This window comes from Promicromonospora sp. NPDC090134 (assembly GCF_044746965.1).
Classification (GTDB): Bacteria; Actinomycetota; Actinomycetes; order Actinomycetales; family Cellulomonadaceae; genus Promicromonospora.
Genome location: NZ_JBIVCZ010000005.1, coordinates 196,806 through 214,435 on the forward strand (window position 1 = coordinate 196,806; position 17,630 = coordinate 214,435).

A 17,630-nucleotide genomic window follows, 5' to 3' on the forward strand; every position below is an offset into this window, starting at 1 on the left:
GCATCCATGGACTCCGCCGACCCGTCAGCTCGCTCACACCTGCCGATCCCCAATCGGGTCCGCTCACGTGTGCTCCCGTACACCGTGAAGGACGAGGACAGCACGTTCGAACCGATCGCCACGGAGACTCCGCCGGAGGGCGCGCCCAATGTGTTGGTGATCCTGCTCGACGACGTCGGCTTCGGCGCGTCCTCCGCGTTCGGTGGTCCGTGCCAGATGCCCACGGCGGAGCGGCTTGCCGCCTCGGGCCTCAAGTACAGCCGTTTCCACACGACGGCGCTGTGCTCACCGACACGTGCGGCGCTCTTGTCGGGACGCAACCACCATGCCGTCGCGATGGGTGGCATCACGGAGATGGCGACGTCGGCGCCGGGCTACACGTCGGTGCGTCCGAACGACTGTGCTCCGGTCACCGAGACCCTGCGGCTCAACGGTTACGCGACCGCGCACATCGGCAAGTGTCACGAGGTGCCGGTGTGGGAGACGAGTCCCGCCGGTCCGTTCGACAGGTGGCCCTCGCCTGGCAACGGCTTCCAGCACTTCTACGGGTTCATCGCGGGCGAGACCAACCAGTGGTACCCGGCCCTGTACAGCGATACGACGCCGGTGGAACCGTGGGGCACTCCCGAGGACGGCTATCACCTGATGCCGGATCTCGCGGACCATGCCATCGGCTGGGTGCAGCAGCAGAAGGCACTGACGCCCGAGCAGCCGTTCTTCATGTACTTCGCACCCGGAGCCACCCATGAGCCGCACCACGTGCCGAAGGAGTGGATCGAGAAGTACCGGGGAGAGTTCGACCGGGGCTGGGACGTGCAGCGTGAGGAGACCTTCGCGCGGCAGAAGGAGCTCGGCGTCATCCCTGCTGATGCGGTGCTGACCGAGCGCCACGACGAGATCCCCGCCTGGGACGACATGGACGAGGCACTGAAGCCTGTGCTGGCCCGCCAGATGGAGGTCTACGCGGCGTTCCTGGAGTACGCCGACCACCACACCGGCCGGCTGATCGACGCGCTCGAGCGGCAGGGAGTCCTCGAGAACACGCTGGTCTTCTACATCATCGGCGACAACGGCGCCTCGGCCGAGGGCACCATCACCGGGTGCTACAACGCCGCCGGCATCGTCAATGGACCCGGGCTGGAGACGACCGACTACCTGCTGGAACGCATCGACGAGCTCGGTGGGCCCAAGGCCTACAACCACTATGCGGTGGGCTGGGCGCACGCCATGGACACGCCCTACCAGTGGACCAAGCAGGTCGCTTCCCACTGGGGCGGCACCCGCAACGGGACGATCGTCCACTGGCCTGCCGGCATCTCGGCGAGGGGTGATGTGAGGCCGCAGTTCTGCCACGTGACAGACGTCGCGCCCACGATTCTCGACGTCGCGGGCCTGCCCGAGCCGATCAGCGTGAACGGTGTCCAGCAGGAGCCGATGCACGGGCAGAGCATGCGGTACTCCTTCGACGAGGCCACCGCGCCCGAGCGGCACACGACGCAGTACTTCGAGATGTTCGTCAACCGGGGCATCTACCACAACGGCTGGTCCGCCGTGACGAAGCACCGCACCCCTTGGGCGGCCGGTGTCGCCAAGGTGCAGGACATCTCGGACGACGTGTGGGAGCTGTACGACGGGAGCACCGACTGGACCCAGGCGCACGACCTGGCCGCCGAGCACCCGGAGAAGCTGGAGGAGCTGCAGCGGCTGTTCCTGCTGGAGGCCAACCGATACAACGTCTTCCCGCTCGACGACCGTGTCTGGGAGCGACTCAACGCAGACATCGCGGGGCGCCCCTCGCTGGTCGTCGGTAGCACGCAGACCCTCTTCCCCGGTATGGGTCGGCTGAACGAGAACTGCGTGGTCAACACCCGCAACCGGTCCCACTCGGTGACCGCCGAGGTCACGATCCCCGACGCAGGAGCGGACGGCGTCATCCTCAACCAGGGCGGCACCACCGGCGGATGGTCGCTGTACGTCAAGAACGGCCGCCTCACCTACGCGTACAGCTTCTGCGGGTTCGAGATCACCCACATCGCGGCCGCGAAGTCCTTGGAGAGCGGCGAGCACCAGGTCCGTGCCGAGATCACGTACGACGGTGGTGGCCTCGGCAAGGGCACCGACGTCACCCTCTTCGTCGATGGCGAGCCCGTGGGCACCGGGCGGGTCGAACGCACCCATCCGCTCTCGTTCTCCCTCGACGAGACCACGGATGTCGGAGTCGACACCGGGGCACCGGTCACCTCCGACTACCCGATCGGCCGGGCGAACGCCTTCAGGGGGGACATCGCCTGGGTCCGGATCGACATCGGCGACGACAGCCACGACCACCACATCGACCCGGCCGACATCTACCGGGTGGCGATGATCAAGCAGTAGCGGGCTCGGTCCAGCGGTGGCCTGTGAGGCTGCCGAAAGGCCGGGCTCACCGTCGCGGACGCGAAGGTTCGGCCGACGCCGGCGGGAGTTCTGGCTCGGACGCTGCTGGGGGCCGGGGTGCGCCTTGACGAGCGCACCCCGGCCCCCGGCTGAGGACTTCCCGATCAGTGCTGGGCGTCCACCGTCTCCAGCTCGTCCTTGTACTCCTTGAGGTCGACCCGCGTCGCGCCCGCGTCGAGGCGCGCGGCCTCGACGGCGTGCAGCACGTCGCCGACCGTGCCGCCCCCGACGATCGGGTCCTCCAGGGCGACCGAGCCCGCCGCGACGTTGAGCCACACACCGAGCAGCTGCTGGTCGAAGACGTCGACCCACTCGTCGTGGTTGGGCGCCCACAGCACCTGCACGGCGTCGTCCAGCGTGTTCAGGTCGACCACCTCGTCGAACACGTCGCTCTGCACGCGCGTGCTCGACAGGAAGCACAGCAGCTCGTCGGTCGTGTAGTCCGGGGTCCTGACCTGCCGGTACTCCGACGACCAGTACCCGGCGCCGTGAGCCACGGGCTCAGGTGCCGGCTGCTCGCCGGTCGGGGTGCCGTAGATCTCGAGCTCGTAGAGGGAGAAGCCCCACTGCGTCGCGCGCTCGGTCGCGTAGAGGCGCACGTGCCGGCCCGTGCCCGAGAGGTCGATGTCGTCGAAGTAGCCGTCACCGTCGGTGACGGTGTGCACCGCGGTCCAGGTCTCGCCGTCCGGCGAGGTCTGGATCTCGTACCCCGACGCGAACGCGGTCTCCCAGTCGATCACGACGCGGCTGAGGTCGTAGGTGGCGCCGAGGTCGACGGCGATCCATTCCGGCTCGCTCCACTGGCTGCCCCACCGGGTGCCGGCGTTGCCGTCCACCGCCTTGTCGCCGGTGCGAGCGGGGTCGTCGATGCTGGAGGTGGTCACCGGCCGGCCCAACGCCAGCGACTCACCGTCGTCGGCGTCACACTCGTCGTCGCCCTCGTCCTCGGACAGGAAGCAGCGCAGGTACTGGTAGGACTCCGCGGAGGTCTCGAACGACGGCGCGTCGTCCCACTCGTAGGTGTAGTACTCCACGTAGGGCTCGGCTGCGGCGATGATCGCCCGAAGGTCGATGTCACCGGTCCCGAGGGCGACCTGCCTCATGTCGCCCTCGGCGTCGACGTTCACGGCGTCCTTGACGTGGAGGAGCTCGATGCGGTCCCCGTACTCCTCGATCCACGCCGGGACGTCGATGCCGGCGTCCGCGGCCCAGCCGACGTCGAGCTGGAACGTGACGTAGCGCGGGTCGGTGTTCTCCTCGATGACCTGCCAGGCGCTCACCATCTCACCCGTCTCCGGGTGGGGGTACCGCGTGGTGAACTCGCTCTGGTGGTTGTGCAGCACGATCTTGTTCGCGCCGTTCTCGTGCGCGTACTGGCCGAGCCGGTTGACGTACGCCGCGGTCGCGAGCGCTTCCTCGTAGGTGCCGTAGCTGCCGGCCATCCCGCCGGTCCCGATGTAGTCCTGGCCCAGTGCGACGGCGTAGTCGACCGTGTCGGGCCACGTGTCCCAGTCCGTGCTGCCGTGGCTCGAGGACACCTCGAGGCCGTGCCTGTCGAGGATGGCCTTGTACTCGTCGACCGGCATCGAGTAGGGCTGGCTGAACGGCTCGACGTTGGTGAAGCCCGCGTTGGCCACCTCGCCGAGCACGCGGTCGATCGTCTCGGGGGTCGGTGTCCCGAACCCGAGCTCACCGACGTGCGTGTACAGCTGGATGGAGATCTTGGAGTCGGGGAGCCCGTCGCCCTCTCCACATGCTCCGGCTGTGGTGGTGGTCGGTGCGAGGGCTGCGACGGTGGAAGGGGCGGCGACGGCCGGGGCCGCGGCGAGCGTGCCCACGAGGAGCGCGCCGCCCGTCAAGGCCGCGCTGAGGCGCCGCGCACGAGGCGAATGTAGCGAGATCTGCATGGATGCTCCGATTGACGACTCTGTCATTTACGGCGACGGCCATCCGACTTTTGCCGCCAAAAGTGCAAAAGTAGTCTGATGGGCGACCGATGCAGTGTCAAGAGCGGAGCGGGGAAGGCCACGCCTCGGGCTCCCTGCGCTGGTGGATGCGCCCGTCCGTGCCGAGCTCGATGACGGGTTCTTCGACGACGCCGGCCGACGTGCCGTGGTGAGAAACCGTCGGGCCGACGGGCAGGGCGGTCCCGGACAACTGTTAAGGTGCAGGAATGGATATCGAGGTCGACAGAATCTAGTCACCGAACTGCCGGTGACGTTCACGCACGCGAGCCTTGGCGCTCCCATAGTTGTGATTCGTTCTTCCCTCACGCAGCACCCCAGGTCCGCTGACGCTCGGCGTTGACCTCGCTGCTTCATCTCACCGGCATGTTCGCGAACGCACCGGCCCTGCCAAGAGTCCTGCCTGCGAACACGCGTGACCTCGATCTTGAGCTGAATGAGGCACGATCCGTCTCGGACCGTGCCTCATTCCATCTCGGGCGCCCTTGTGCGCCCGAATCCTGGGATCGATCTTGTTGCCGCAATGACGCCTGGCCAGTGGTCGGTTGCTCGTCAGCACTGCTGATTTCCGCAACCCATGACGAAAGGCCACCCCATGCAGCACCGCACCTCCCGTTCTCGTGCCCGCCACCGCCGCGCCCACTGGAAGGCGAACCCGCAGCGACTGCGAGCAGACCACCGTCACGCCGACGAACGGCGTCTGCCGGAGACCGGCGCGCTGGAGGTCCAGGGCGTTGACGGCCGTGGCTGATCAGCGGGCGGGCGGCCGCGGATCGGCCTTGATCGCCCGGGACCTGGTCCGCACGTTCGGCCTCCGGCGCGTGCTCGACGGCGTATCGATCACCGTCGCACCCGGACGCCGGATCGGCCTGATCGGGGAGAACGGCGTCGGGAAGTCCACGCTGTTGCGGCTGCTGGCCGGTACGGACGAGCCGGACGGCGGCGACGTGGTCCGGCCGGCAGAGCTCGGGTTTCTTGAGCAGGAGCTGCCGTTCGAGGCTGAGCAGACGGTGGCCGACGTGCTCGACGATGCACTCCGCGAGTCTCGCGACGACCTCGCGGCGCTCGATCGGCTGACCGCAGCATTGGCGGAACGTCCGGACGACGACGAGCTGCTGACCGAGTACGGCGACCGGCTCGACAGGGCCCAGGACCGGCAGGCCTGGGACGTGGACCGACGGGCCGCGATCGTGCTGGCAGGTCTCGGACTGGGGGACCTGGGTGACGACCGGCGGCTGGGCACGCTGTCCGGTGGTCAGCGCGGACGACTCGCACTGGCCGCCCTTCTCGTGCGCCGGCCGGCCGCGCTCCTCCTGGACGAGCCGACCAACCACCTCGACGATGCGGCGGCCGGATTCGTCGAGGAGGAGCTGCGAGGAATGTCCGGCGTCGTCGTGGTGTCGAGCCACGACCGGGCCTTCCTCGATGCGGTGTGCACGGACCTGATCGACCTGGATCCGGCAGCGGACGGGCCGGTTCAGTTCGGCGGGAGCTACACGCAGTACCGGGAGCAGAAGCAGGCAGACCGGGCACGGTGGCGACGCCGGTACGACGAGGAACAGGCCGAGCTGGCCCGCCTCCGGCTCGCTGTGGCAGAGACCGCACACGACGTCGCGCCCGGCCGGCTCAAGCGCGACAACGAGAAGATGGGGTTCGGCCACACCGCTGGGCGGGTCCAGAACCAGATCGCGCGGCGAGTCCGCAGCTCTGCGGCCCGTCTGGACGCACTGGAACGTGACCAGACTCCCGAGCCGCCCGACCTGCTCCGCTTCCACGAGCCCCTCACCAGGCCCGTCACCGAGCCGACCGAGCCTCTCGTCTCCGTTCGTGGCATCCATGTCCCAGGTCGGCTCGGACTGGATCGTCTCGACCTGCGTCCCGGCGACCGCCTGCTCGTCTCAGGTCCCAACGGCGCGGGCAAGTCCACGCTTCTCGCGGTACTGGCGGGCCGCCTGACGCCGTCGGGCCTCGTGCGTCGGCGCGCCGGACTCACGGTCGGGCTCCTCACCCAGGACACGACGTTCAGTGACCCTGATCGCAGCGCCCGGGAGACCTACGAGCTCACCCTCGGCCCGGAGCGTGCCGACCTGGTCCCGCTTACCGGTCTGGGTCTCCTCGCCCCGCGAGACCTGGACACGGCCGTGGGTCGCCTGTCGGTGGGCCAGCGCCGCCGACTCGCGCTGGCCCTTCTGATCGCCGACCCGCCTGAGCTTCTCCTGCTGGACGAGCCGACCAACCATCTGTCGCCGACCCTGGCCGACGACCTGGAGCAGGCGCTCGGTACCAGTCCGGGCACGACGGTCCTGGCGACCCACGACCGTTGGCTTCGCACCCGTTGGCCTCACCAGCAGCTCGCGCTGGGACAACGACAGCTGAGCTACCCGAAGTAGCCGCCATGAATGGCCATCGTCTGCCCGGTCAGGCCAGCCGTCGTCGGCTACCGGCTCGACGAGCCGGTACGGCTCACGGCTTCGGCGCTCGCGTTGAGGGATCCGTACGACCGCTTCCGGGCCTCTGTGCTCTGTCTCTTCGAAGGCCTCGCCGGCGACCGGGTGCTGTCGGAAGCCCTGACCCCGGTCGATCGTCGGGAGGCCGCTTCGGCGTGCCTGGGCTGCGCCGAAGCGGCGTGCGCCCGCATGCCGGTGGCCGCTCCGGGGAGGAACGCCGGCCCCGGCGGCGTCGAGCAAACCCGTCCGCTCAGTCCGGCTCGATGTACCCCGTGATCTCGCGGCCGCGGCCGGTGCTGGTCGCCTTCGGCGCCAGCGCCTCGTTCTCGGGCCAGTCGAGCGGGATCTCGGTGAGGTCCGCCCGGTCGAACTCGAGGACCGTCCCGTTCTCCAGGGCGCTGTACTGCGACCGGTAGGGGTCGTCCACGACCCCCGTCAGCCGGTCGCCGTCCTGCTCGGTGACGCGCACGTACGGCGTGTCCGACCAGCCGGTCTCAGCGCTCCCGTTCTCGGAGACCTGGACGCGGACGACGTTGCCCACCGCGACGTGCTGCCGGATCTCGGGGCGCAGCTGGCCGCCCGACCAGTCATAGACGTCCTCTGACCTGGGCCGGAACACCTGGTAGTCACCGTTCACGTGCTCAGGCTAGCGATCGCGGCGTCGGCTCCAGGGCCGATGCGAGACCTCGCGACGGCGACCACTGGGTCAAGCCGCATCCAGACGGTGCCCTGGTCCCGATCATCACGCCCTGTTGCCCGGCTCCGTGTCCATACCGTTACTCTTGGGCTCGCCATGAACCTGACACGTGCCGCCCGCTCGCTCCTCGCCGACCCCCGGCGAGAGGTCAAGAGCGTCCTGGCCGTCATGTTCCTGGTGTTCACCGTCCTGGGCGTGCAGCTGCTGTGCAGCGTCCACCTCGGCGAGGCCGGACACGCCCACCCGGAGCGCACCGTCGGGCAGTACGCGGCTGCTGCCGTGGTGTCCGCCGAGGCAGGAGGGGCCTCCGGTCACCACGGTGAGGACCCGAACCACTGCTCGGAGAACCGCACGGTGACGGCCCGGTACGACCGGACCGTGTCGCCTTCCGCGGAGCTGGCCGGAGAGCCGGACCTCGCCCTGCAGTGGCTGGTGCCCGACATCGCGCACCCCCAGCGCGGTACCGCCACCGGCGTGGCTGTCGCAGCCGCCCCGTCGCTCCACGCCCTCGGGATCTCCCGGACGTAGACCGCCACATCCCGTCGACACCGCCCCACCTGGGGTGTCGACCGGTTTCGCGCGCCCCGAACCCGGGGACGCGTGTGGTTCTACTCCGACCCGAAAGGTCCCAGCTTTCATGGAGCCCAGCTACAACCCCGACCCGACCGTGCGCGGTCGTGGACGCCACCGGGCGGTCAGCCGCCCCGTCCTGGCCGACGTCGCCCGAACCGCCACCGAGCAGGTCACCACACTCGCCGGCCGCACCGCCGTCGCGGCCGCGGCCGGTTCAGGAGTGCTGCTGTCCCTGGTCGCCGCCCCGGCTCAGGCCGCCCCGGCGCCCGGCGCGGTCAGCACGTCCCTGGCCGGCAAGTCGGTCCAGGGTGCCCTCAACGCGGCAGACCTCAACGCCCTGGCGGCGCAGGCCGAGGAGTCCGTCGCTGCCGCCCCGGTCGTCACCGTGGCCAACGACGCCGAGCTGAAGGTCGAGCGGGCCGCCGTCTCGGTCGTCTCCGCGGCGGAGAACGACGAGTACCAGGCGCAGCTCGCCGCCGAGGCGGAGGCCGAGGCGGCCGCGGAAGCCGAGGCCGCCGCCGCGGGGGCCGCAGAGGCCGCGCTCGACATCCCGGCCTCGGCGTCCGGCTCTGCCGTGGTGTCGATCGGCATGCGGTACCTCGGGGTGCCCTACCTGTGGGGCGGCTCGACCCCGGCCGGGATGGACTGCTCCGGGTTCACGTCCTACGTGTACGCCCAGGTCGGCGTGAACCTGCCCCGCACCTCGTCCGAGCAGCGGTACGCCGGACCGGAGGTCTCCTGGTCCGAGGCGCAGCCCGGTGACCTGATCTGGTCGCCCGGGCACATCGCGATCTACGCCGGCGACGGCATGCAGATCGAGGCGCCCGTACCGGGCCAGACGGTGCGCTACACGCAGATCTGGCAGTCCAGCCCGACGTTCATCCGCGTTCTCTGACGCGTTCCGCGTGAGGGGCGGGCAGGCGCCCGCCCCTCACGCCCTCACACACCCTCGATCGTGCCGACCCCAGGAGACACCCATGGCAACACCGACGCGAGCACGGCCGAAGCGAGGCCGCCATCGCAAGGGTCGGCACTCCGCTCCGTCGCGTGGTGTGCTGCCGTCGGTGACGGGTCGCTGGCCGACGGTGCTCGGTGTGGGGATCGTGCTGGCCACCACCTCGTCGTTCGCGGTGGCCGCCGTCGGCGGGCCGGGGGACGGCGCGCGCGACCGGCCGGAAGCCGCCGTCGCGCTCACGGGTCCGTCGTCCGGCGCGGCGCAGGCGGCGCGGGACCGTGAAGCCGGCGCCTCGCGCAGCCAGCAGCGCGCACCGCGCGGCGCGGCCGACCCCGGCGTCACCGTCCCCCAGGATGCGACGCGGTCCGGCGAGGAGACCACGCCCGTGCAGGTCGAGGCTCCGCCGGTCCTGCCTGGCTGCGACGGCGAGGCGACAGGCTCAGGACTCAACGGCCAGGTGCCCGACGACGAGCTGTGCGACCTCTGGGACGGCTACCCGCCGGTCCGTGCCGACGCCGCCGTCGCGCTGGCTCGGCTGAACCAGGCCTACACCGAGCAGTTCGGCGAGGCGCTGTGCCTCACGGACGGTTACCGCAGCTACGCGCAGCAGGTCACCGCGAAGGCGGAGAAGCCGACGCTGACGGCGACGCCGGGCCGGTCCAACCACGGTTGGGGCCTGGCGGTGGACATCTGCGCCGACAGCTACGCCGGCGAGCGCTGGGACTGGCTCAAGGCCAACGGCCCGGAGCACGGCTGGGACAATCCGTCGTGGGCGCAGGCCGGCGGCTCCGGGCCGTACGAACCGTGGCACTGGGAGTTCACCGAGGCCGTCGCGCAGATCGACTGACGCCGGTGACGCCGGCGACCGTGGGCGGGTGAGGCTGCGGTCACCCGGGCCTGTTCCGCCGCGGCCGCCTTCTTCCGCCGCCGCGCCCCCGCCGACCGCGGCGGCGTCTGGCGCATGTGGTCCCGCGCGCGGCCGAGGATGTCGCGTCTGGGCCTGGTAGGTCAGCCCGCTGCGGCTGTAGACGACGCCGTCGGCCAGGTCGGTCATCCGTCGGCTGCCCGTCGGGGAGTCCCCGAGGGTCGCCAGGAGCTGGAACTGCACGTAGCTCAGGTCCCCGCCGGACCCGGAGCGGAAGCTCCAGGCTCGGCGGGGTCTCTTGTGCGTCCGGAGGTGTCCCTCAGCGCACCATGCTGTTCTCGTGCACGGCCGCCAGCCGTGACCGCACGCTGAGCAGGGTCTCGATGATGAGGTCCTCGCGCCCGTCGCCGAGCCGGCTGATCGGCACCGCGACGCTCATCGCGTCCACGGCGTGGTGGCCGAAGGGGAGCGCGACGCCGAAGCAGCGCACGCCCATGCACGACTCCTCGCTCTCCGTGGCGTAGCCCTGGTAGGCCGCGCGGTCGATGATCTCCAGCACGGCCTCCTTCTCGGTGGTCGTGTTCGGCGTGATCGCGGCGATCGACTCGGGCACCAGGTCGCGGCGGGACTCGGCCGGCATCTCGGCCAGCAGGGCGCGCCCCAGCGAGGTCGCGTACGCCGGGAGCCGGCGTCCGACGGCGGAGTGCATGCGCAGCGGGTGCACCGACTCGCGCTTGGCGGTGTAGATGACGTCGGCGCCGTCGAGGCGGCCCAGGTGGACCGTCTCCTGGGTGGCGGCGGCCACCTCGTCGAGCACGGACTGGGCGCGGGCCAGCACGGGGTCGCCGTCGAGGTAGGCCGAGCTGACGACCAGGGAGTGGATGCCGAGCTGGTAGACGCTCCCCGTGGGGTCCGTCTGCAGCCAGCCGCGCTCGGTCATGGTCCGCAGCAGCGCGTGGAGGCTGCTCTTGGGGATGTTGAGGCGGTTCGAGAGCTGCAGCTGAGTTCCGGGGCCGCGGGCGGCGATGTCGTCCAGCAGGTCCAGGGCGCGGGCAGCCGACTTGACCGGCCCCGCGTCGGCGGCGCCGTTCGGCTCCCTCTTGAACTCCTTCTGAAGCTGCATGAACTCTCCTCTGGTCCTACCACGGTGCACCGGGCCCTCCCCGGGGGTGAATACGACACTACCGCGAGTTCGCATACATGGACAGGTTTCCGCCCCTTGACCCGTGAGCCGGATCACGTCTATCTTCAGAGCAGTTCACATAGACGAACGCAGTTCACAGACGAACGCGATTCGCGGACCGACCGAGGGGCAGCTACGTGATCCAGGTTCGATACTCGACATCTCCGTCCAGCGCGGAGACGGCCACCACAGCGGACCTGCGGGAGAACTTCCTCGTCCCCGACCTCTTCGTGAGCGGCGAGGTCCACGGCACCTACACCCACGACGACCGGCTGGTCATCGGCGGCGCCGTCCCCGGCACCGCCGAGCTCGCGCTGCCGGCCTGGTCCGACGTGCTGGGCACCGAGTCCCACCTCGAGGGCCGGGAGCTGGGCATCATCAACGTCGGGGCGGCCGGGCACGTCGTCGTCGACGACGAGAAGTACGAGCTCGAGCACCTCGACGGCCTCTTCGTGGGCCGGGGGAGCGAGGTGTCCTTCGGCGGTGCCGACGCCGCCTTCTACTTCGTGTCCGCCCCGGCGCACGCGACCTACCCGACCCAGGCGCTCAGCCACAGCGAGGTGGAGCCGGTCGCGCTGGGCTCGGCCGAGGCGGCCAACGAGCGCAACCTCTTCCGCTACGCCTGGGGTCAGGAGCTCAAGACCTCCGTCCTCCAGTTCGGCGTGACGGTCATCGCCAGCGGCTCGGTCTGGAACACCTTCCCGCCGCACCTGCACGACCGTCGCACGGAGATCTACTGCTACGTCGACCTCGACGAGCAGGACCGCGTCTTCCACTTCATGGGCAAGCCCGGCGCCACCCGCCACCTCGTGCTCCGCAACCGCGAGGCCGTCATCTCCCCGCCGTGGTCGGTCCACGCCGGAGCCGGCACCGGGTCGTACGCCTTCATCTGGGCGATGGCCGGCGAGAACAACGTCTACACCGACCTGAGCCCCGTGGCGCTGGAGGACCTGTGACGACCGGCCCGGCCGCCGCCTCCGCCGGCGAGGCCCGCTCACCCTTCGACCTGCACGGCAGGTGCGCCGCGGTGACCGGTGCGGGGCGCGGCCTCGGCCGCGCGGTCGCGCTCGGCCTCGCCCGCGCGGGGGCCGACGTCGTCCTGCTGGGCCGGCCCGGCAACCAGGACGAGACCCGCGACCAGGTCCTCGCGCTCGGCGCGAAGGCCGACGTCGTGGACCTCGACGTGAGCGACCTCGACGCGGTCGAGCGGGTCGGCGCCGAGCTGACAGGCTCGCGGCAGATCGACATCGTGGTCAACAACGCCGGGATCATCGACCGCGAGGACTCCGTCGCCGTCAGCCGCGACTCCTGGCAGCGCGTGCTCGACGTCAACCTCAACGGGCTCTTCTTCCTGACCCAGCAGCTCGGCCGGCCGATGGTCGAACGAGGCCACGGCAAGATCGTCAGCATCGCCAGCCTGCTGTCCTTCCAGGGCGGCCTGCGGGTGGTGTCCTACGCGGCCAGCAAGCACGCCGTCGCCGGCGTGACCAAGGCGCTGGCCAACGAGTGGGGGCCGCACGGCGTCCAGGTCAACGCGATCGCGCCGGGCTACATGGTCACCGACAACACCACCGCGCTCCGCGACGACGCGGACCGCTCGCGCTCCATCCTCGAACGGATCCCGGCCGGCCGCTGGGGCACCGCCGAGGACGTCGCCGGAGCGGCTGTCTTCCTCAGCTCGCCCGCTGCCGACTACGTCAACGGCCACGTCCTGGCCGTCGACGGAGGCTGGCTGGCGCGCTGAGCCCGTCCGTCCCACAACAGTTCCACCGCCGGACACCGGCACCGAACGAAATCGAGGAAACGACAATGAAGTTCACCTCTCGACACACAGCCGCTCGAGGCACGGCCGCCGTCTTCGGCGTCGCCCTGGCGGCCGCCGCGCTCACGGGCTGCACCGAGACGGCCGCCGGGGGCGGCGGTGGCACCGCCGAGGGCGGCGCCGCCTGCGACCCCGCCGACGTCACCCTGGTGGGCCAGGTGCGCAACGAGTCCAACCCCTACGAGGCCTCGTGGCTCGACGGCGGCGACGCCTTCGCCGAGCAGGTCGGCCTCACCCAGGAGCGGCTCACCTACGACGGTGACTCGACGCGTCAGCAGGAGCAGATCAGCCAGCTCCTCGCCGGCGACACCGAGTGCCTGGTCATGAACATCCTGCCCAACGGCGACTCCGACACCCCGCCGATCGTCGAGGGTGCCGAGGAGGCCGGCGCCTACCTCGTCACCCAGTGGAACAAGCCGGCCGACCTGAACGTCACCGACTACGACTCCTGGCTGTCGCACATCACCTACAACGGCGTGGAGTCCGGCAAGCAGATCGGCGACGCCCTGGCCGAGGCGATCGGCGGCTCGGGCGGCATCATCGCCCTGCAGGGCATCCTGGACACCGGCGCCGCCAAGGACCGCTTCGCCGGGCTCGAGGAGTCGCTGGCGGCCAACCCCGACGTCGAGCTGCTCGACGACCAGACCGCCAACTTCTCCCGCGCGGAGGCGCTGGAGGTCACCAAGACCCTTCTCACCAAGCACGGCGACGACGTCAAGGGCATCTGGGCCGCCAACGACGACATGGCGCTCGGCGCGCTCGAGGCTCTGCAGCAGGCCGGCCGGGACGACGTGGCCGTGGTCGGCATCGATGCCGTGCCGGACGCGCTGACCGCGATCGAGGACGGCACCATGACGGCGACCGTCTCCAGCGACGGCCCCTGGCAGGGCGGCATCGGCCTGGCCATCGGCTACTGCGTGGCCACCGGCGAGCTCGCCGTCGAGGACATCGCCGACGAGGACCGCGCCTGGTTCGCCGAGCAGTTCCTCATCCAGCAGGACAACGTCGCCGACTTCGTCTCCCCGGAGACCGACGAGGCCGACTTCGCCTGCGACAACCTCTTCAGCCGGTCGCAGGGCGCGATCTCGTGACCATGGCACCCCCCGCCGAAGCCGACTCCGACGTCGTGCACGCGCAACGCCCCCGGCCTCGGCGGGGGGTGTCCCTGCGGGACGCGGGACCGCCGGTGGCGCTCGTCGTCATCTTCGCGATCTTCGCGGTGCTCAGCCCCGGGTTCCGCACGCTCTCCAACGTGCAGAACGTCCTGGACGCCGCGGCGGTCCTCGCGGTCGTGACCATCGGCATCAGCTTCGTGCTGATGATGGGTTCGATCGACCTGTCCGCCCCCGGGATCATGGGCGCGTCCGCCATCACGGTCGCCCTCCTGGTCGCCAACAACCGCAACGACAACGACTGGGGGCTCCTCGGGGTCGCCGTGGCGGTCCTGCTGGCCGCCGCGCTCGGCTGCCTCAGCGGGCTCGCCCTGGTCGTGCTCAAGGTGCCGTCGTTCATGGCCACCCTCGGCGTCTCCGCCGTGGGCCTGGGCGTGGCCACCCTCCTGTTCGCGGGCGTCCAGCCCAACGTCACCGACCCGATGCTGGAGGGCTGGGCCGTCGACCGGTTCCTCGGCCTGGCCCACCTGACCTGGATCGCGCTGGCCTGCGTCGTCCTGGGCGCTCTGGTGCAGCGCTACTCGCGCCTGGGCCGGTACGCCTTCGCGATCGGCGGCGCCGAGGAGGTGCTGTCGCTCTCCGGCGTGCGGGTCGCGCCCTTCAAGGTGGCGGTCTTCACCATGGCGGGCGCGTTCTACGGCCTGGCCGGCGTGCTGGTCACCAGCCAGCTCGGCGCGGGCCTGGTCCAGGCGGGCAAGGGCTACGACTTCTCGGCCATCACGGCCGCCGTCGTCGGCGGCACCCTGCTCACCGGCGGCCGCGGCGGCATCCTCCACTCCACGGTCGGCGTGCTGCTGGTGACCGTCCTGACCAACGGCCTCGTCCAGGTCGGGGTGAGCCCGTACTGGCAGGGCGGTGTCCAGGGCCTCATCGTCGTCGCGGCCGTCGCGGCCGCCGTCATCCCACAGCGTCGTAGGAACCAGGTGACCAAGTGACAACGAACCTGCGGACAGAGTCCGCGCCCCGCGTGCCGGAACCCCGGCACGCCCTCGAGGTGCGCGGGCTCGTCAAGCACTACCCGGGCGTCAAGGCGCTCGACGGCGTGGACCTCGTGGTGCGCCAGAACGAGGTGCTCGGCCTGGCCGGCGAGAACGGCGCGGGCAAGTCCACGCTGCTCAAGGCGCTGGTCGGGCTGGTCCGGCCCGACGACGGCGAGATCTGGGTGCGCGGCGAGAAGGTGCGCCTGCGGAGCGTCGTCGACGCCGCCGACCACGGCATCGGCATGGTGTTCCAGGAGCAGTCGCTCGTGCCGAACCTCACCGCCGCCGAGAACATCGTGCTCGGCAGCGAGGGACCGGGCGTGCGCCGGGGCATCTACCGCTGGGGCACGATGCGCCGGCTCGCGCAGGAGCAGCTCGACAAGATCGGGTCGCACATCGACCCCCTCGCGCGCACCGACACCCTGAGCTTCGCCGACCGGCAGATGGTCGAGATCGCCAAGGTGCTCCGCATCGAGGAGCGCACCTCGCACCCGCCGGTGATCATCCTCGACGAGCCCACCTCCGTGCTGGAGTCCAAGGAGATCGAGACCCTCTTCACCCAGGTGCGGCGGCTGCGCGAGTTCGCGTCCGTCGTCTTCGTCTCGCACCGGCTCGACGAGGTGCTCGACGTGTGCGACCGGGTCGCCGTGCTGCGCGGCGGCCAGTCGGTGGGCGAGGTGCCCGCCGAGGGCGCGGCCCCGGCGGAGCTGCACCGCATGATGATCGGCTCGACCGGGTCCGACGACCACTACCACGACGGCGCCGCCGAGCGGTCCGAGGAGCCTCGCCGTCCCCGGCTCGAGGTGCGCGGCCTGTCCGGCAGGACGTTCAGCGGCGTCGACCTCGACGTCCACGCCGGCGAGATCGTCGGCATCGTCGGCGTGCACGGCTCCGGCCGCGAGGACGTGTGCCGGGCGCTGTTCGGCGCCGAGCCCACCACGGCCGGCGAGGTGGTGCTCGACGGCAAGCGGCTCGACCTGTCCGGCACCCGCGCGGCCTGCGCCGCGGGCATCGGGTACGTCCCGGCCGAGCGCAAGACCGAGGGCATGGTCGGGCCGATGTCGGTGGCCGACAACATGACGCTCACCAAGCAGCAGGCCCGCTGCACCGGACCCGTGGTCCGGCCGCGCAAGCAGGCGACGCTCGTGGACACGTGGATCGAGCGGCTCTCGATCCGCACCCCGCACCGGGGCACCGCGATCCAGCGTCTGTCGGGCGGCAACCAGCAGAAGGTCGTCCTGGCCCGCTGGCTGGTGGCCGGCGACGTCCGGCTGCTGCTGCTCGACCACCCCACCCGCGGCCTCGACGTCGGGGCGCGCTCGGAGGTGTACCGGCTCATGCGTGAGCTCGCCAACAGCGGCGTGGCCACGGTGCTGCTGGCCGACAGCCTCGAGGAGGCGATCGGCATGTCCGACCGGATCATCGTGATGAGCGATGGCCGCGCGACCACGGAGGTCGCCGCTCCCACGGGGAGCAAGCCGACTCCGCTCGACCTCGTCAAGGAGATGGTCTGAGCATGTCCACGCCAGTCCTCACCCAGCCGGCCCCCGGGCCGGCCTCCGAGCCCACCGCCAAGGGCCGGCCGACCACGGCCCAGCGGCTCACGTCGTTCATGCCGGTCATCGCGCTCGTCGTGCTGCTGGCGGCGCTCACCATCGCCGACCCGAGCTTCCTGACCGCCAGCAGCCTCACGGCCGCGGTCCGCACGTCGGCACCGCTCGTCGTGCTCGCCGCCGGCGCCACCCTGGTGGTCCTGTGCGGCGGCATCGACCTGTCGATCGCCGCGCTGTGCTCCCTGGCGACGGTCTTCTTCGCGCTGTGGCTGCCCGACCTCGGCGGGCTCACCACCCTGGCGATCATCGCGGCCACCGGCGCGATCGGCGCGCTCCAGGGCGTCGCCCACGTGCTGCTGCGCATCCCGTCGTTCATCGTCACGCTCGGCGGCATGAGCATCTTCACCGCGATCGCCCTGGTGATCTCGGACGCCGGCCCGATCCGGGTGGTCGACCGGGACGCCACCCACTGGCTCACGCTCTACGTGGCCGGCGTGGTGCCGATGTCCTTCTTCGTCGCGCTGCTCGTGGTGGTGGCGGTCTCCCTGGTGCTCCGGTTCACCCCGCTCGACGCCTGGATCCGCGCCACCGGCTACTCCGAGTCGGCGGCCCGCCTGGGCGGCGCGCCGGTCGACCTGGTCAAGGTCGCCGCGTTCACCGTCTCCGGCGCCTGCGCGGGCCTGGCCGCCGTCATGCTGGTCTCCCGCAACTTCAGCGGTAGCCCCACCATGGCGGACAATCTGCTGCTGCCCGCGGTGGCCGCCATCGTGGTGGGCGGCACCGCCATCACGGGCGGCCACGGCTCGCTCTGGCGCAGCCTGGCCGGGGCGCTCGTGGTGACGCTGCTGCGGGTGGGGCTGCCGATCGTCGGCGTGCCGTCGGCCTACGAGCAGATCCTCTACGGCGCGATCATCGTCGCCGCCGTCGCGCTCACCCTCGACCGGTCGAAGGTGCTGATCATCAAGTAGCCGCGGCCCACCTCG

The 17,630-nt window shown here is 70.9% G+C and carries 15 protein-coding genes; 12 read left to right on the plus strand and 3 right to left on the minus strand.

From position 1 onward, the window contains the following. Positions 1-6: 6 nt before the first annotated feature. Positions 7-2,376, plus strand: a complete 2,370-nt coding sequence (locus ACIPN7_RS15590; RefSeq protein ID WP_400543728.1) for a sulfatase-like hydrolase/transferase — start codon at positions 7-9, stop codon at positions 2,374-2,376. 164 nt (positions 2,377-2,540) lie between these two features. Here the strand turns inward: ACIPN7_RS15590 and ACIPN7_RS15595 are convergent, their stop codons facing one another. Continuing rightward, entirely contained in the window at positions 2,541-4,343 is a 1,803-nt protein-coding gene (locus ACIPN7_RS15595; protein WP_400543731.1) for a discoidin domain-containing protein, read from the minus strand. An 836-nt stretch (positions 4,344-5,179) separates the two neighbouring features. On the opposite strand from ACIPN7_RS15595, the gene ACIPN7_RS15600 reads away from it, so the two are divergent. Beyond that, positions 5,180-6,790, plus strand: coding sequence for an ABC-F family ATP-binding cassette domain-containing protein (locus ACIPN7_RS15600; protein ID WP_400543734.1), 1,611 nt, complete (start codon positions 5,180-5,182; stop codon positions 6,788-6,790). Between the two features lie 9 nt (positions 6,791-6,799). Then, the gene (locus ACIPN7_RS15605; RefSeq protein ID WP_400543737.1) at positions 6,800-7,123 is read left to right on the plus strand and encodes a hypothetical protein; all 324 of its coding nucleotides are present in this window, start codon (positions 6,800-6,802) and stop codon (positions 7,121-7,123) included. Here the strand turns inward: ACIPN7_RS15605 and ACIPN7_RS15610 are convergent. Then, positions 7,098-7,484 (minus strand): hypothetical protein, encoded by a 387-nt coding sequence (locus ACIPN7_RS15610; protein WP_400543740.1) that lies wholly within the window; start codon positions 7,482-7,484, stop codon positions 7,098-7,100. The two genes, ACIPN7_RS15605 and ACIPN7_RS15610, sit on opposite strands and share 26 nt — an antisense overlap. A gap of 156 nt (positions 7,485-7,640) precedes the next feature. Here ACIPN7_RS15610 and ACIPN7_RS15615 point away from each other — a divergent pair, with 156 nt between their 5' ends. The 3 genes from ACIPN7_RS15615 to ACIPN7_RS15625 all read left to right on the plus strand — a co-directional run bounded on the left by ACIPN7_RS15615 (position 7,641) and on the right by ACIPN7_RS15625 (position 9,919). Beyond that, positions 7,641-8,072, plus strand: a complete 432-nt coding sequence (locus tag ACIPN7_RS15615) for a hypothetical protein (protein ID WP_400543743.1) — start codon at positions 7,641-7,643, stop codon at positions 8,070-8,072. A gap of 109 nt (positions 8,073-8,181) precedes the next feature. Next, positions 8,182-9,012 (plus strand): C40 family peptidase, encoded by an 831-nt coding sequence (locus ACIPN7_RS15620; RefSeq protein WP_400543746.1) that lies wholly within the window; start codon positions 8,182-8,184, stop codon positions 9,010-9,012. Positions 9,013-9,181: 169 nt separating this feature from the next. Then, complete coding sequence (locus tag ACIPN7_RS15625) at positions 9,182-9,919, plus strand: D-alanyl-D-alanine carboxypeptidase family protein (RefSeq protein ID WP_400543749.1); 738 nt, start codon at positions 9,182-9,184, stop codon at positions 9,917-9,919. Between the two features lie 337 nt (positions 9,920-10,256). Here the strand turns inward: ACIPN7_RS15625 and ACIPN7_RS15630 are convergent, their stop codons facing one another. After that, positions 10,257-11,060: an IclR family transcriptional regulator gene (locus ACIPN7_RS15630; RefSeq protein ID WP_400543751.1), complete on the minus strand. Its 804-nt coding sequence runs from the start codon at positions 11,058-11,060 to the stop codon at positions 10,257-10,259. A 197-nt stretch (positions 11,061-11,257) separates the two neighbouring features. Between ACIPN7_RS15630 and kduI the strand changes: the two genes are divergently transcribed. The 6 genes from kduI (at position 11,258) to ACIPN7_RS15660 (ending at position 17,615) form a co-directional block, all read left to right on the plus strand. Further along, complete coding sequence (gene kduI, locus ACIPN7_RS15635) at positions 11,258-12,076, plus strand: 5-dehydro-4-deoxy-D-glucuronate isomerase (protein WP_400543754.1); 819 nt, start codon at positions 11,258-11,260, stop codon at positions 12,074-12,076. After that, positions 12,073-12,864 carry a 2-dehydro-3-deoxy-D-gluconate 5-dehydrogenase KduD gene (gene kduD / locus ACIPN7_RS15640; RefSeq protein WP_400543757.1) on the plus strand — a complete coding sequence of 264 codons (792 nt, stop codon included), beginning with the start codon at positions 12,073-12,075 and terminating at the stop codon, positions 12,862-12,864. The genes kduI and kduD overlap by 4 nt, the downstream gene beginning before the upstream one ends. 65 nt (positions 12,865-12,929) lie before the next feature. Continuing rightward, positions 12,930-14,033, plus strand: a complete 1,104-nt coding sequence (locus tag ACIPN7_RS15645; RefSeq protein WP_400543760.1) for a sugar ABC transporter substrate-binding protein — start codon at positions 12,930-12,932, stop codon at positions 14,031-14,033. 2 nt (positions 14,034-14,035) lie between these two features. Then, positions 14,036-15,049, plus strand: a complete 1,014-nt coding sequence (locus ACIPN7_RS15650; protein WP_400544395.1) for an ABC transporter permease — start codon at positions 14,036-14,038, stop codon at positions 15,047-15,049. Further along, positions 15,046-16,608 carry a sugar ABC transporter ATP-binding protein gene (locus ACIPN7_RS15655; protein WP_400543762.1) on the plus strand — a complete coding sequence of 521 codons (1,563 nt, stop codon included), beginning with the start codon at positions 15,046-15,048 and terminating at the stop codon, positions 16,606-16,608. The genes ACIPN7_RS15650 and ACIPN7_RS15655 overlap by 4 nt, the downstream gene beginning before the upstream one ends. Before the next feature lie 2 nt (positions 16,609-16,610). Then, entirely contained in the window at positions 16,611-17,615 is a 1,005-nt protein-coding gene (locus ACIPN7_RS15660; protein WP_400543765.1) for an ABC transporter permease, read from the plus strand. The last annotated feature ends 15 nt before the right edge of the window (positions 17,616-17,630 follow it).

Bases quoted from the DNA above. Each gene is read 5' to 3' on its own strand.
- ACIPN7_RS15605 (WP_400543737.1), top strand. From the start codon at position 6,800: ATGGCCATCGTCTGCCCGGTCAGGCCAGCCGTCGTCGGCTACCGGCTC.
- ACIPN7_RS15595 (WP_400543731.1), bottom strand. From the start codon at position 4,343: ATGCAGATCTCGCTACATTCGCCTCGTGCGCGGCGCCTCAGCGCGGCC.
- ACIPN7_RS15650 (WP_400544395.1), top strand. From the start codon at position 14,036: ATGGCACCCCCCGCCGAAGCCGACTCCGACGTCGTGCACGCGCAACGC.
- ACIPN7_RS15590 (WP_400543728.1), top strand. From the start codon at position 7: ATGGACTCCGCCGACCCGTCAGCTCGCTCACACCTGCCGATCCCCAAT.
- ACIPN7_RS15630 (WP_400543751.1), bottom strand. From the start codon at position 11,060: ATGCAGCTTCAGAAGGAGTTCAAGAGGGAGCCGAACGGCGCCGCCGAC.
- ACIPN7_RS15660 (WP_400543765.1), top strand. From the start codon at position 16,611: ATGTCCACGCCAGTCCTCACCCAGCCGGCCCCCGGGCCGGCCTCCGAG.
- ACIPN7_RS15615 (WP_400543743.1), top strand. From the start codon at position 7,641: ATGAACCTGACACGTGCCGCCCGCTCGCTCCTCGCCGACCCCCGGCGA.
- ACIPN7_RS15645 (WP_400543760.1), top strand. From the start codon at position 12,930: ATGAAGTTCACCTCTCGACACACAGCCGCTCGAGGCACGGCCGCCGTC.
- ACIPN7_RS15620 (WP_400543746.1), top strand. From the start codon at position 8,182: ATGGAGCCCAGCTACAACCCCGACCCGACCGTGCGCGGTCGTGGACGC.